The sequence below is a fragment of the Bacillus sp. 105MF genome, assembly GCF_000374885.1.
GTDB classification, from domain to species: domain Bacteria; phylum Bacillota; class Bacilli; order Bacillales; family Bacillaceae_G; genus Bacillus_A; species Bacillus_A pseudomycoides.
This window is the reverse complement of sequence record NZ_KB895582.1, coordinates 56842-70545: the sequence shown is the minus strand read 5'-3', so window position 1 is coordinate 70545 and position 13704 is coordinate 56842. Positions and strand designations below refer to the sequence as shown.

At 33.3% G+C, this 13704-nt stretch carries 16 protein-coding genes and 2 pseudogenes; all 18 read right to left on the bottom strand.

The features are described 5' to 3' along the window. Nucleotide 1 precedes the first annotated feature (1 nt). The 18 genes and pseudogenes from C564_RS0121600 to C564_RS0121520 all read right to left on the bottom strand — a co-directional run bounded on the left by C564_RS0121600 (nucleotide 2) and on the right by C564_RS0121520 (nucleotide 13668). Nucleotides 2-394: an immunity 22 family protein gene (locus C564_RS0121600; RefSeq protein WP_018766804.1), complete on the bottom strand. Its 393-nt coding sequence runs from the start codon at nucleotides 392-394 to the stop codon at nucleotides 2-4. A 65-nt stretch (nucleotides 395-459) separates the two neighbouring features. Continuing rightward, entirely contained in the window at nucleotides 460-1149 is a 690-nt protein-coding gene (locus tag C564_RS0121595; protein ID WP_018766803.1) for a hypothetical protein, read from the bottom strand. Between the two features lie 71 nt (nucleotides 1150-1220). Continuing rightward, nucleotides 1221-1745, bottom strand: a complete 525-nt coding sequence (locus C564_RS0121590; RefSeq protein WP_018766802.1) for a hypothetical protein — start codon at nucleotides 1743-1745, stop codon at nucleotides 1221-1223. 56 nt (nucleotides 1746-1801) lie between these two features. Beyond that, nucleotides 1802-2320 (bottom strand): SecY-interacting protein Syd, encoded by a 519-nt coding sequence (locus C564_RS0121585; protein WP_018766801.1) that lies wholly within the window; start codon nucleotides 2318-2320, stop codon nucleotides 1802-1804. A gap of 148 nt (nucleotides 2321-2468) precedes the next feature. Beyond that, entirely contained in the window at nucleotides 2469-2816 is a 348-nt protein-coding gene (locus C564_RS0121580; RefSeq protein ID WP_003198568.1) for a DUF2185 domain-containing protein, read from the bottom strand. 213 nt (nucleotides 2817-3029) lie between these two features. After that, complete coding sequence (locus C564_RS0121575; protein ID WP_018766800.1) at nucleotides 3030-3473, bottom strand: hypothetical protein; 444 nt, start codon at nucleotides 3471-3473, stop codon at nucleotides 3030-3032. Nucleotides 3474-3769: 296 nt separating this feature from the next. Beyond that, nucleotides 3770-6157: a penicillin acylase family protein gene (locus tag C564_RS0121570; RefSeq protein ID WP_018766799.1), complete on the bottom strand. Its 2388-nt coding sequence runs from the start codon at nucleotides 6155-6157 to the stop codon at nucleotides 3770-3772. A gap of 224 nt (nucleotides 6158-6381) precedes the next feature. After that, nucleotides 6382-6762 carry a hypothetical protein gene (locus tag C564_RS0121565; protein ID WP_003198562.1) on the bottom strand — a complete coding sequence of 127 codons (381 nt, stop codon included), beginning with the start codon at nucleotides 6760-6762 and terminating at the stop codon, nucleotides 6382-6384. A 121-nt stretch (nucleotides 6763-6883) separates the two neighbouring features. Beyond that, entirely contained in the window at nucleotides 6884-7498 is a 615-nt protein-coding gene (locus tag C564_RS0121560) for an immunity protein Imm33 domain-containing protein (protein ID WP_003198560.1), read from the bottom strand. A gap of 33 nt (nucleotides 7499-7531) precedes the next feature. Beyond that, nucleotides 7532-8098 (bottom strand): DUF1444 family protein, encoded by a 567-nt coding sequence (locus tag C564_RS0121555; protein ID WP_003207573.1) that lies wholly within the window; start codon nucleotides 8096-8098, stop codon nucleotides 7532-7534. Nucleotides 8099-8222: 124 nt separating this feature from the next. Then, the gene (locus tag C564_RS0121550) at nucleotides 8223-8759 is read right to left on the bottom strand and encodes a SecY-interacting protein Syd (protein ID WP_003198556.1); all 537 of its coding nucleotides are present in this window, start codon (nucleotides 8757-8759) and stop codon (nucleotides 8223-8225) included. A gap of 221 nt (nucleotides 8760-8980) precedes the next feature. After that, on the bottom strand, nucleotides 8981-9712 hold the full coding sequence (locus tag C564_RS0121545) for a DUF4261 domain-containing protein (RefSeq protein ID WP_018766798.1): 732 nt from the start codon (nucleotides 9710-9712) through the stop codon (nucleotides 8981-8983). 83 nt (nucleotides 9713-9795) lie between these two features. Further along, nucleotides 9796-10014 carry a bacteriocin immunity protein gene (locus C564_RS0121540; RefSeq protein WP_026008656.1) on the bottom strand — a complete coding sequence of 73 codons (219 nt, stop codon included), beginning with the start codon at nucleotides 10012-10014 and terminating at the stop codon, nucleotides 9796-9798. A gap of 252 nt (nucleotides 10015-10266) precedes the next feature. After that, nucleotides 10267-10740, bottom strand: a complete 474-nt coding sequence (locus C564_RS0121535) for an SMI1/KNR4 family protein (protein WP_018766796.1) — start codon at nucleotides 10738-10740, stop codon at nucleotides 10267-10269. 47 nt (nucleotides 10741-10787) lie between these two features. Next, nucleotides 10788-11177, bottom strand: a complete 390-nt coding sequence (locus C564_RS0121530) for an immunity 22 family protein (RefSeq protein WP_018766795.1) — start codon at nucleotides 11175-11177, stop codon at nucleotides 10788-10790. A 108-nt stretch (nucleotides 11178-11285) separates the two neighbouring features. After that, nucleotides 11286-11764, bottom strand: a pseudogene (locus tag C564_RS33700) (DUF6985 domain-containing protein). A 387-nt stretch (nucleotides 11765-12151) separates the two neighbouring features. Next, a pseudogene (locus C564_RS38260) lies at nucleotides 12152-12346 on the bottom strand (nucleoside triphosphate pyrophosphohydrolase); the annotation flags it as partial. Between the two features lie 479 nt (nucleotides 12347-12825). Next, a complete protein-coding gene (locus tag C564_RS0121520) occupies nucleotides 12826-13668 on the bottom strand; it encodes an SDR family oxidoreductase (RefSeq protein ID WP_018766793.1) in 843 nt (280 codons plus the stop codon). Nucleotides 13669-13704 lie beyond the last annotated feature (36 nt).

Sequence of the window (13704 nt, the reverse complement as noted above, 5' to 3'; positions counted from 1 at the left end):
ATCATTTATACGAAACAGCTCCTATGTATTTCATTTCATAAAGATTTTCATTTTTATTTATTATTTCACCACTGTATTCATAGTTATAGATCATAATAATCGTGTTGTACTTCATCTCTAATATATTCGAAGTAAATCTTTTCATCTGTGGTATCACAACTTCTTCATAAGAACATCCTGCTAGTAAAGTTTCTAGATGATCACTTCGCTTTAAATAAAATTCTTTTTCAATAAAGTCCTCATCAATATCATACATACAAATATGAAAATCCTTTATAAATGGTGATGGTATGGAATCACCATCATCTGTATATTTTATACTGAAATAATCCTCTAAAAAATCTTGAGATTCCATATTTCCTAGCCATAATGAGACCACACCTTCTTTTTCCATACATACAAACTCCATTCATATATAGTTTCTCAGTACACAAAAGTAATTCTTAAACCCTCTACATACTACGCTTCAAAACCAATCACAATCCATTCATCTACTACATCCCAAAAATCAACATTATATTTTGGCTGATTGTTTGCAAACCATAATGTAGCTTTATCACATTTGCAATTGTTATAATCAATAGCTACATAACCGCCCGCTCCACTTTTAAAAAATCCAAAAGTTGTTTTCAAATCAATTTGTAAGTTCTCCTCTAATTCTTCAATAATTCCCCACTCATCATCATCAAAATAAGTAACACATTCAAAAGGCACTAATCCCATAGCACCGCTCGCATAATAATAAAAACCATTATGAACTTTTTCATAAAACTTTCGAACTGAAATGGGAATTCTATCCCATGAAACTTCTAGCACTTTATTATGAAATGTATCCATAGGATTTCCTGCTTCATAATACACTATTTCACCATCCGATGTCTCCAGTATATATAACATCGAATATATGCCGTTATTTTCTATTAACTCCACATTGAAAATGTGCTCTTCCAAATATGAGATTGTGTTTCTTAATTCTTTCCCTACGTATGTTCTCCAAATCTCTAAAACCATTTTTATTCTCTTGTTGCTATCGTGTTCTTTAAAAATTTCATACCAAATACTAGGTATGACCTTATTATCTATTTTATCTATTGATTGAAGCTTTACATTTCTTTTATATTTTCTTAAAAATGCAAGTTTTGGTTCCATATAGCCGTCCCCTTTCATTTCTACTTCTCTAAAGTAAAAAAGTTTTCACCACCAAATTCAAAGTAATACCTTTAAACTAATCTATTCAATTCTAACAGTTTGTACCACTCATCCTCTTTACTTCCAATGGGATTCCTTATTCCACCCGCTTCAACAAAAGACAGGCCGATATCAATATATTTGCTCCCTAAAAAATAATTTTCTAAAAAACTGCTAAAATCACCGTATGATTCAATAACAAAGTTTTGATCAATTAAATTTCCAAACAAACAAGATACTTCTCCATCAATTTTATTAATAAATAATGGATAATTTTCTACCGTTCCTATACAAATCCATTTATCAGCACCATCTAGCATATCTTCCACATAAAACTGAATACTTTTAAGTCTTTGATGGCCGTATATAGTAATTACTCCACCATTCAATATTTTGTATTTTCCTGCAATAAAATAATAATCTTTTAAAATATGATCTTCTAATTTTTCATCTATTGGGTTTTCTTCTTCCACAATTTCACCAATAATCAAACCGAATGGATCATCACCTAAAATATTTTTGACTAATTCTATTTTTTCAAATACTGATTTGCTCATATCCATTACCTCTTAACTTATATTTCGAATTTAATCCTATATAATATATACTTTCATTAGAGCATTGAAATGAGTTCTGCTAAACTATTACTAATAACTTCAAAAGTCCCCTTTTCATAATCTTCTATTTTCACTTGGCCATTTTCATTATCTACAACTACCAAAAGCCCGTTACATTCCATACCTATAGGAATATTTTTCAACTCATTATGGTGCGCTTTTTTATAATCTTGTAAAAAGGTATAAAAATCTCGAAGTTCGATTCCTGGTATAACAGAATTTAACTCTATGTTATACTCTAAATAACTACCTGCTAAATCTAAAAACCAGTAGGAATTATAATATTCTTTAATCGAATGATGTAATTGTACTGCTAATTCCTTTTCTATATCAGAAAAGTCATGAAATAAATCTTTTTCTATAGGCTTCCAAAAAATATATTCCTCTGCATCTGGTTCCCCTACATATATAAAAGAATCTGCTTCTTCTATCCATACGGATTTTGGTAATGAATGATTATAGTTTTTCCATTCCTTAAATAATTTATGAAAATACTGCTCCATTTCTCTTTTCATTTTCACTTCTCCCAAACCATTATCTATTCCCTACTTCATACAATTCACTAATAAGTTCAGTACAACTTCGTGTAGCATAATATACATTTTCTCTTTGTACAGAATCTATCTGGCTACAAGTTATTATTCCTCTTTAGAGTATGTTATTTTAATGGTACAAAAACTCGATAACTTCTTCTGTTATATTATCAATAAAATAACATTTTCCCTTCTCTACAACTAATTGTAGATCACTTCCAACCGGAAAGGAATAAACCGCTAGAATAGCAGGTTCAATTTGAGCTACTGTATTAAAATCACATACTACTAAGTTATTCGGAACGTTTACATAATCATCATCATCAATATCCGAAAAAAACCTCCAGCCATTATCAACGCTAGTCACAGATTCATCTCTAACCAACCATTTTAATTTTCCATTTCCATCTAAAATATTTTTCGATACGATACAGCCACCTGCATTTTCGATAAATTCCGACTTTACGTAATTGGACATATTTTCTCATCCCTTCTGCAGTTTCTTTTTATGATTTATTCTATTCCATATATTTCATTTATTGTTATGTAACTTGGATTCTTTCAACCTTATATAACTAAATGAAAACTATCTACAATTTTATACGTATTTCCGTGTTTATTTGATTTTTCAAAACTAAATGCATAGTTACAATAAGAAAATCTATCACTATACCTTTAACTATGGTAAATTCTATACGCTCTCATCAATAATTTTGAATCCACTATACTCAATCAACGCTCTAAACACATCGTTTCCACCGTATGGCCATGCATAGGGATAAAATTCAATTCTTCCAATATTGTTCGATACCTTTTCACAAGAGACTAGTTCATATTCTCCACAAGCAAATGCATCAATCATAGATTCAAAGTCCCATGGTGTTCTCAGTTTAGAATCTGTAAAACGCTTTTCTACAGGGGTTTGTTCCCATAAAATCTGGTGATGGTGTAACTCTTCTTCCGTCGGCCACCAAAATTGTTTTAATACCTCTTCTTCAAAATAATCTAGCCACATAGAATCACTACAATCTATCATCTCTTTTTCTTTCTCTTCTTTAAGATTGTAAAAAAATTTTCTTAGTCTATGAAAACAAGACTCTTTATGTATTACAAATTCAAAATAACAATTGCTCATGTACTCACCTCTATATATGTATAACTATGAAACTCTCTTCCTAAATTATAACATTCCATAATTTAATTATGGTACACTGTCGTTTTATAAGAAAGCTATTTATGATACGAAAAAGACTCTTACAAACGTAAGAGTCCTATAAAGTACAACTTTCATCAGTGAGTTTTTTCTTCATCTCCCACTGGTGGTTAGATGAACCAATTAGGCTTTTACGGGCAGATATCCCTCACCTATCTTCCTCATTCCTCTCTGAAGCTTTAGGTGGGGTCTTATTTCCCGTTAATCCGGGATAAATCTTATTGTGGTTTTAAAGTTAATATTTTACCGTCAATTCGATCTGTACGAAGCGTAGTAGCATGATAGTTTCCATTTACCCAATCTTCTATTTGATCATGATACCAGTCACTTTTAAAATGTCCTGATTGTCCTGGTCCTACAATATGATAACCCTTTGACATATCCTTTGTATCTATTACAAATCGCCAAGATGCTCCGTGCTTCACAATCCCATCATCTCCATAACTTGCTGCTTGAACTGTAATATTACTTCCCCCAACTGGCACAGCCTTTTCACGATTGAAAAAAAAACCAAGTAACGGAGAGGATTGGGACATAGGATGCGTAAAAGAAAGCTTATGATATTCTCCCCACTTCCATTTCGTTACGTCTGATCCATATTGTTTTTCAAGCTTTTTCATTACCTTTGAATACGATGTATGTAAAACTTCTTTGAAGCCTCCATGTTTAGAAAACCATACACTGTTTTCCCCATTCATCTGCTTCCGTATCAATTGATCCACAACTTGTTGCTTACCTTCAAATAAACCCATTACATCCTTTGGTATTTCCTTTAAAAATAAAGTATTGGATATTTCTTTCATCCATAAATGAAAAATTAACGGGGCAGCTTTCTCTTTATTATCGTAAAAATCCCAATTTGTCAGCTCTTTTAACCCTTGTTTCTCCACGTCTGATACGTTTACTTTATTCAGTTCTTTCACAAACATTGGAACAAACTCTCTTGCCTGAAGGTTCTTTTGATCCATTTGCAAAGTTTGTAAATCCTTCGTAGTCAATTTATCCTTTTCCTGTAAAAATTCTTGAATACGCATTTGACGATACGGCTGCGCCCAAATATGACTAATATGATACGGATAATCATCATTTATTATTTTATTATTGGCTGTTGATATAAAGCCTTGTTCTGGGTTTATCACCTTTGGAAGTTTATCAAAGGGAATGTAGCCTTCCCATTCATATTCATCTGTCCATCCAGGAACAGGTAAAATTCCATCTCCCTTTTTACGTATCGGTATGTTTCCGTTTGCTTTATAAGCAATTGTGCCATCTATTGATGCAAATAAGAAATTTTGAGTAGGAGTATGAAAATCTTCCAGCGCTGATTCAAATTCAGTCCAATTTGTTGCTTTGTTCATATTTAATACGGCCTTTAATTCCGCTGAAGGTTCCAATGCCGTCCATCTAAGCGCAAAAACGGCCTCATCTTTATTTTTATAAGCAAATTCTGAAATGACTGGACCGTGTCTAGTAATCGTCACTTCGTAAGGAATTGTTTTTTCACCTTTCACTTTTATAGGTTCATTCACAATCGTAGCTTTTTCCCATTTATCGTTATACAAAAACTCATTGGGATTATCCGGGTTTCTTTTTTCTATATATAAATCTTGTACGTCCGGACCCGTATTCGTGACACCCCAAGCAATTTGTTTGTTATGCCCTAACATAACACCTGGAATCCCTGCAAAAATAACTCCGCTCACATTTATGTCTTTCATCTCCAAATGTGTTTGATACCATATCGATGGTGTCGCCAAAGAAAGATGGGGATCATCTGCTAATATAGGCATTCCTGATGCACTTTTTTCTCCACTTACAACCCAATTATTGCTCCCGTTAGATTCTGGTGGAATAATTGCTTTTGCAAAACCACTGGCCACATTCACATCCAGATTATTTAACAGCGCTAATAGTCTAGGAGCATCCGTTGGATAAGTTGGAAATAATTCATAGGCCTGCTCTTTCGAAAGATGTTGAAGTGCCCAAAATCGAAATGCTTGTCCATGCCAATGACCACCTAAGTCAAAAGCCATATACTTGCCAATCGTTAAAGAATCAACCGGAATCCATTCAGCAGGCTCGTATCCTAGTAAATGAAACTCTACTGGTAGTTTCCCATCCTTTTTTGCTTCCTTTATAAATGCATTTACTCCATCAGCAAACGACTCCAATGCATCTTTTGCTTCGCCAGTATATTGGCTTACTGATGCTTCTGCTGCTCGCCTTAGCCCAAGGGTTCGGAACAATTTATCTTTATCTAGCGCCGCCTTCCCAACCACTTCGCCTAATGTTCCAGATGCTTGTCTTCTACTTAAGTCCATTTGAAACAACCGATCTTGCGCCTGAACATATCCTTGTGAAAAATATAAATCATGCTCATTCTCAGCTTTAATATGAGGTACCCCTCTTTCATCTCGTGTTACTTGAACCGATTTTTGCAATCCACTGACATGAACCGTCCCTTCTACCTTTGGCATTGACTTCATCACGAATGCATTTACAAAAACTGCCGCGATAACAAGTAGAAAAAGAAGAATACTACCAAACCAAATGACAATTTTTTTCCCCTTACCTCTTTTCTTCCGCTGTTTCACAACAACTTCCATACAAACTCCCTCCTTTTTCAATCTATTCGCTCATATTAGGAGAGAAACCTTTCAGATTGAAGAGAGTTGTCATGTACCATCCATCTTTGATATGTAGAATACTATTTATTTTTTACATTCTTATCGTGAACTGTCTCACTCAAAAGATAACGATAAACAAAAAGCCCCAGTAAATTTCGATTTACTGAGACTTTTTGTTTCTTGAATACTCAATAGTAAACTCTTTATCTTGAAAGCATGTCCAATAAAGGAATTTTAAATGCACCAAAAAATCTTGGAATGACAAATGCAACAATCAGAAAAAGCACTTCCACAGCTACCTTTTTCCACTTAGAATTCGGTGCGTACTTCTGATAGAAATAACAGCTGACAAAAGCTAAAAATATACATATCCCACCGATAAGAACTGGATATAAATACGGCATAACTATTGGCGCATATTCTGTACTCATATCAGCATTCGGATCGTCCCAAAACAAAGCTACCGTAACTGCAAAAAAGAAGAAAAATGCAAAATTTATCATATGGAAAACAGTAAGTAAAATAAACATAGTTAATATAATTTTATCCTTAACAACATGAAATAAACTATCTTTATAAGCCACAAATGTTCCTCCCTAAGTAATTGCTCCAATATGTAATAAGGCTCATCCTACACGATTCGATTTTTACACTTTATTGAGATACTAACATTAACAAATGGCTGGGTCTTTTTTCTATATCAGATTATTTATCGTTAATCCTATCCAAAATGTTCACATTATTTTCATCTACCACTGCTTTCACTACATCTTTTTCAAAGATTACAAGAAATCCAGAAGGTAGTGTTAGTACTTGAATAAGTGAAGGCTTCAATTTTAGTAATTCATATGCATAAAACGCTTCGTACTCTTCTGTATCATCCTCATCATTAATAGGACCTATATACCAACCGGAGTCACCTTTTTCACAATCTTTTGTTCTTTCTAAGTAAATATCATCTAACTTTAAGACATTTTTGGCAGCGACAATTTTATCACAAAATCGCAGCAATTCCCCTTCAATTGTTAATGGTTTTAAAAAACTCACTTGTGTTAATAGTATCCATAATGAAATCGTCAAATCATCTGTCATATCTTCAAATGGATTCTTCGTATAATCATGTACAGTAATATGAAATCCATCTTCCCTTTTATCAAGAAAATAAATCGACCAACCAACTTGTATAGAAAACCCATCTATTAATCGATCATTTTCTACTTCAGTTAAAAAATGAAATAACCCTTCTACCTGCACTGCGAAGATCTTTTCCGCCTGAGCAATGAAAGTTTTATCCCCTATCTTCTTAATAAACTTTCCCACTAATTTCTTCCCCTTTTCCTATGTGCTTCATTTTCACTCTGAATAACTCCATTTCCCCTCACTTCTCACCAAAATTTTATCAATCAGTAAATGATCTCCATCTTCCCAAACCTTTTCTATTATTCCTCTCATTTTTTCAATCCCGTTACTAGCATTACAATCACAAAAAACAAGAATATCTCTCGCTGGTATCGCAACTGCATACCCATTTGATACGAATTCTTTTAATGAGTGCTCCCATAAGTCGTCTAGAACAATTAAGCTAGCTTCGAAATTCCCGTCAAGAATTAAAGCAAAACACCCTTCCGATAGCGTGTGAACCCGTAGTTCTTTTTCATCTGCTAATTTATAAAGATTATTGATCCCGATTTCTACTAACTGTTCCTCATCCAATCCTTCTTCTGATATATGCTTATTTTGAACATATTGAAAATAATCGTTTTGATGATCCTCAACTAAAAAGGTAATCATTAAATCTTCATTAAAAAATGTATGGACAAAACTATTTTCTTCAGATAAAATAAAGCATTCTTCCTCAAGATCCTCTTTTACTATTGGTTTTAAGTATGCAACTGCTTCCTTACAAAACCGGATTGTCATATAAATACGCCCCTTTACTTTCTATAACAATACACACCAATTAACAGATATAAAGCCAACAAAACACTACTAATTCATTGGAAGCTTAATCGAGAAATGAGTTCCTTTAAACTTGTACTAACTATCACCTCTTCAAACGTAAATTCAAAATCAATTCTTGTATATTTTCTGAAATTGTTTCAAATGAACTTCTCTCAAAATCTTCTAATTTCACTTTCCCATTTTCATTGTCAATCACAACTAACATTCCATTACCTTCAATACCTATTGGGATATGTTTTAATCTCTCTTGATGGTTCCCCTTATAGCCCTTTAACCGTTCTTTAAATGAATGCAATTCAATATTCGGCAATACCGCTTCTAATTCAATATAATAATTTTTATAAAAACCATTTAATTCAGCAAACCAATAGGAATTAAAGTACGTAATAACCGTTTGATGAAAGTGAATATCCATTTCTTGTTCTAAACGAATAAAGTCGTGTACGATATTTTTTTCTACTGGTTTCCATAGAATATAACCTTCCTCATCTATTTCCCCATCATAAAGAATAGGATTCATTTCTTCAAGAACTGGTGTTTTTAATAGAAAATCTAAACCTTCGTGCGCTAATTTTATTCTTAACCTAAAGTATTGTTGCATTGCATTTTTAATAGACACGCATATTCCCCTTTACTTCACTTAATTTTCCCCCTACAAATCTATCATCAAAAATGGATTTGTATCTCTTCAGTAACTGCCTATGTAAATATGCCCCTAAATTAGAAGTACTCCATTCTTATTCACCAGTATCCATATCAACTCTCATCATTTTTACAGTTAGTTATTTACAACAAATCGGATTTCCTGCACCATCTATTCCTATCACAACAAATTTTATACTACTCTTTTTTTACTAACGCCCAAATACCATACTGATTATAAAACAATTCATCTTCTGAAAAATGTTTACACTCCGTATGTTGCAATATAAAATGAGGGTTATTTTCATCTAGGCTGAATGTAGAATAGTCCGTTAAGCTAGGCTTTTCAATCAGATTATACAGACAAAAAACGTTCATTAATTCTTGAGCATATTGCGGGGTTACTTGATCTTTAAAAGTAATTACATCCGGCAGCCCAAAGCAATGCATACCACACGTATAGTAAAAATCATCTTCTGCGACTACTGTTACAAAAGCTTTGAATAATTGGACTTCATCATCTGTATGATACATATCCTTCCAGCTTTCAATTGTATTTGCAGTACCTGAGGATTCAACTTTCACGCCCAGCCCTCCAGCTTTTACAAGTGCATTTGCAGTATCAACTAACTTCCTTATCTTTTCAATGGAACCTCCTTCCCCAATTAAATACAGTGCTAAAGAATGTTTTCTAATAGGATCAAGGTCTTCCTCAGTAAATGAATTGTATCCAGCAATTTCAAACGCTTCTGCTACTCGCTCGTCATGTTCATATATATCAACTTCAAAAAAAATACTCGGGTCCCCTAGTTTACTCATATAATTCCCAGCAAACATATATCCCTCACTTTTTCTTACAATCGCCTCAATAAGTTCACTTCTATTCTTCCATAAACCAGGTATACATAATACAACTTTTGAACTTTCCATCTAACCCTCTCCTTATTTACAACATTTCTCTATGTAAATACTAATACAATCTCCTTCTAAACTCTCTCATCTACTTATTAAAGTTATTCTTTTTCTTTCTTATAACTTAATGCACATTCTACTACTTCTTCAGGTGTTAATTCTATATCATTCCAAAATATTAAATCACTAGGTGTCGGATGCGGAACACCGCTATTATTGAATTGATTCACATATTCGCTATGTTCTGTTTCTGGTAAATCAAGATTATAGATCTTTTTTACAAGTTCAATAAGTTCCTCTCTGTTCATTTTACTTTTCATATCTTCCAACCTTTCAAATTGCAAAAATCGCTCCACTGTTCTTTCTATTCCAATTAAACTTTACATTACATTTATTGTACTATATTTCTATTTTATATTTTTACGTTTGATAGTTATATTATTGTTAAAAAACACGAAATCCCTAGGTACATTCCGTTCACTAGGGATTCCAATTCATCATATAATTTTATCAAGAAAATATGTATACGAGCTTCTTACATAAAATACGTTTTATCTTGCAGTTTTTTCAACTTATTCTGATAACATTTCAAAAAACTCATTTATATTATTCGCTATTTTTTCAGTGAATGGTTCAAATTCATCTGAATCCTCATGATACCAAATACAAATCTCTGGACTCATTTGATTTTCCCGATAATCTATACAAACAAAATCTCCCGCATATAGAGCCGCAATAGGAACTATCTCCGCACCAGTTAAATCCTCATCCGAAATAATTCGTTCATCCAATTGACTAAACACTACTTTCATATCATACATACCTTTTGGATTTTCACTTGGGTTATCCAATAAACATAGGAAACGCTCTACTACATACCGATTGTTTTTATGTGCAAAATACTTTGTGATGGGAATCGCTCCATTATTTTTCTTAATAAACATACAAAATTCTGAAGGGAATTTAACTTCCAGATTTCCCTCTATTCTTTCTAGCAACGTATCATCTGGGAGAGGATAAATAATACTTTCCGTTTGTATTTTCATTTTTTCCTCCTTGATGTTTTGATATTTCATTAAATACCTAAAAATCATTAATTATAAGGTACAGCACCAATAAATATAAATTCTAAACCCTCATATGTATCTTCTACTTTCTCAGCATCGTATTGAAAATCATAAAGCACTATAGCAGAATTCATCCTGTCCTCTACATTTACTTTTTTCATCAAATCTTTAAATCTCGGAATAATTACCTCACTATAAGAGAAATCCAGTAAAATCTCTTCTATATGTATTTTAGGTTCCTCATAAAACATAATTTCGATTTCATCTTCATCATAGTAACCAAAACCGAAATTCTCTCCAAATTTTGAATCTATACTATCTCCATCTTCTGTATATTCTATATCAACATATTCTTGAAGATGCTGAAATGATTGACTCGTTCCAAGCCACAACGAAGACATTCCTTTATATTCCATATTACCTCTCCTTATTATACTCTCCATCGTATAGAAACCTGTTCTCTTACTGTGAACGCCCTTATCTTGCAAAAATTTATTCATATGTAAGTTTTCTCGTTCTACAATTTAAATAACAATATCCTGATAACCAACTTCAATAACTTCTTCATTCTCAAATCTTGCACCAATACCGTCCTCTTCCCATGTACAATTGAATATTAATCCTAGCCTTCTAACTCCATCTTCGAAATCTGGTAAAATAGTAAGTCCTATATAGGATCAACCAACTTTCCTAATTGTTGAGTAGTTGTTATAATTGGTACTATTTCATCAGCAGACTCATCACCTAACATAGCTCTATACTCTAAACATTCTTCTTGATAATATTCGAATATAGCTTGTTCAGCTTCTTGTATAAGTCTATTTGTATCAGCGATGAATTTGCTATAAGCTTCTTCTTGAATTGCAGAAAACACATCATGTTCTTCCCCATCAATAGTTAAAGGAACTATTTTGTCATGACCCAAAATAGCTATTTTTTGTTTTCCGGTCCAATATCCATCATAGATAAGTTCACCAAATAATTTATGGTTTATTTTTTTCATCTATTCATTCTCCTATCGGATACTACTATTCTATTTTCTTGCTAATTACTTATACCGAAGTACAAATACATTCCCTAGCAAAACGTAACCAAAACATTCGTTAAAAACTACACCAAAAGACACGATCTACTGTTTGTTGGAAAACAGGTACTTTCATAGAGTTTAATAGTATATCTTTCTCATTTGTCCCAACATATTCATCGTTATCTACATTATAAAATTGAAGGACTTCCACTTTACTCAATTAAGATTTGAAACCATAATCAATTGGACCCCATTCTTGAATTACTTGTCCATTTCTTTCAATTTTTCCTCCTCCCTGTTTAAATTGTATACTTGAAACTAGAATCAAACCAACTAAAAACAAAGAACAATAAGAAAGCAATATAAATCTGCTAGTTTTTCTACTTTATAGTCTTTATTTTTCGCCTCTAAATGCTTCGTTAACTCTTCCCCTGTTTTCTTGCATACTTCTTCTATGTATTCTTTTCATCTAGTATTCTTGTTGTAAGTAAGTGTTTTACTATTATTTGTAATCATTTCTTGGATTGGGTCACGTACTAGTTTATTGTAGGTTGGCATCGTGATTCCTCCGGTATTTTTGTTTCCCTTCAATTATAATATCTATTCACAAACGATACAGGCACCTTAACAATTTTATTGTAGCTTGTTAAAGTGCCTCTTCATCACTAAATATTCTTTATTGCTTCCTTGAAATACTACTCTTCTTCCCTTGACTGTTTTACAATATTGTTAAAATGACCTTGCGTTACACCAGTGCTCCAGATGATTTCTTCTATTAACTTATAAAGCTGATTAGCAATGATATTTGTACACTTCATTTTTACGTGTTATCGCTTTGTACATAAACAGTGATGAAAAATCCCTACAACAGCTGCTAGCATTAACATTGGGCAATTGATTGCCATTCTACTCTGGTCTTCCATCATGTTTCAAATAGGACATTTACTCCTTATGAAGAAGAAAAGAGAGTTGAGTGAATATAGAGTGAAAGGAAAATACCCAGTTTGAACAATAATTAATATCAGTTTTGTTAGTATTTATCCATTTATAATTTCCCCACCATTCACGTGCAGAATTTGCCCTGATATGTAAGATGCATCATCGGAGGCCAAGAATACATAAGCAGGTGCCACTTCAAACGGTTGACCGGCTCGCTTCATAGGAACATGGTCTCCAAATGTAGCGAGCCATTCTGGAGGCAAGGAAGATGGAATTAATGGAGTCCAAATTGGTCCCGGGGCCACACCATTCACTCGAATCCCTTGCGATGCCAGTGACAATGACAGCGAACGTGTAAATGAAACAATTGCTCCTTTAGATGCCGCGTAGTCAATTGCATCTTGATCTCCATCATAAGCACTAAGGGATGTTGTATTTATTATGGAGCTCCCTGAATTCATGTATGGCAAAGCAACTTTCGTAAAAATAAACTGAGAAAAAACATTTGTGTGAAAGGTACTTGCTCGTTGGTTCGAATCTACATCAAGTAGACTATTCCTTATGTATAGTACACCAGCATTATTCACCAAAATGTCAATACGGCCAAATTGGTGAATGGTTTGCATTACTGCTTGTTGGCAATGCTGCTCATACCCAATATCACCTGGAATGGTAATGCAACTACGGCCGTACTTTTTGACATAGAACGCCGTTTCTTTTGCATCGCTGTGTTCATTTAAGTATGAGATTGCTATGTCTGCACCCTCTTTCGCGAATGCTACAGCGACAGCTCTACCAATTCCACTATCTCCACCAGTTATAAGTGCTACCTTATTTATAAGCTTACCGGCTGGTTTGTAATTGGGGTTATCAAATATAGGTCTGGGTATCATTAATGATTCAATGCCAGGTCTACCTTGTTGTTGAGGCGGGAAACCCATCACATACACCCCTCTCAGCATTTTTCTATAATGTAT

Excerpts from the sequence above, each read along its gene's own strand:
- C564_RS0121600 (WP_018766804.1), bottom strand. The coding sequence starts at position 394 with ATGGAAAAAGAAGGTGTGGTCTCATTATGGCTAGGAAATATGGAATCT.
- C564_RS0121595 (WP_018766803.1), bottom strand. The coding sequence starts at position 1,149 with ATGGAACCAAAACTTGCATTTTTAAGAAAATATAAAAGAAATGTAAAG.
- C564_RS0121590 (WP_018766802.1), bottom strand. The coding sequence starts at position 1,745 with ATGAGCAAATCAGTATTTGAAAAAATAGAATTAGTCAAAAATATTTTA.
- C564_RS0121585 (WP_018766801.1), bottom strand. The coding sequence starts at position 2,320 with ATGAAAAGAGAAATGGAGCAGTATTTTCATAAATTATTTAAGGAATGG.
- C564_RS0121580 (WP_003198568.1), bottom strand. The coding sequence starts at position 2,816 with ATGTCCAATTACGTAAAGTCGGAATTTATCGAAAATGCAGGTGGCTGT.
- C564_RS0121575 (WP_018766800.1), bottom strand. The coding sequence starts at position 3,473 with ATGAGCAATTGTTATTTTGAATTTGTAATACATAAAGAGTCTTGTTTT.
- C564_RS0121570 (WP_018766799.1), bottom strand. The coding sequence starts at position 6,157 with ATGGAAGTTGTTGTGAAACAGCGGAAGAAAAGAGGTAAGGGGAAAAAA.
- C564_RS0121555 (WP_003207573.1), bottom strand. The coding sequence starts at position 8,098 with ATGACAATCCGGTTTTGTAAGGAAGCAGTTGCATACTTAAAACCAATA.
- C564_RS0121545 (WP_018766798.1), bottom strand. The coding sequence starts at position 9,712 with ATGGAAAGTTCAAAAGTTGTATTATGTATACCTGGTTTATGGAAGAAT.
- C564_RS0121540 (WP_026008656.1), bottom strand. The coding sequence starts at position 10,014 with ATGAAAAGTAAAATGAACAGAGAGGAACTTATTGAACTTGTAAAAAAG.
- C564_RS0121535 (WP_018766796.1), bottom strand. The coding sequence starts at position 10,740 with ATGAAAATACAAACGGAAAGTATTATTTATCCTCTCCCAGATGATACG.
- C564_RS0121530 (WP_018766795.1), bottom strand. The coding sequence starts at position 11,177 with ATGGAATATAAAGGAATGTCTTCGTTGTGGCTTGGAACGAGTCAATCA.
- C564_RS0121520 (WP_018766793.1), bottom strand. The coding sequence starts at position 13,668 with ATGGGTTTCCCGCCTCAACAACAAGGTAGACCTGGCATTGAATCATTA.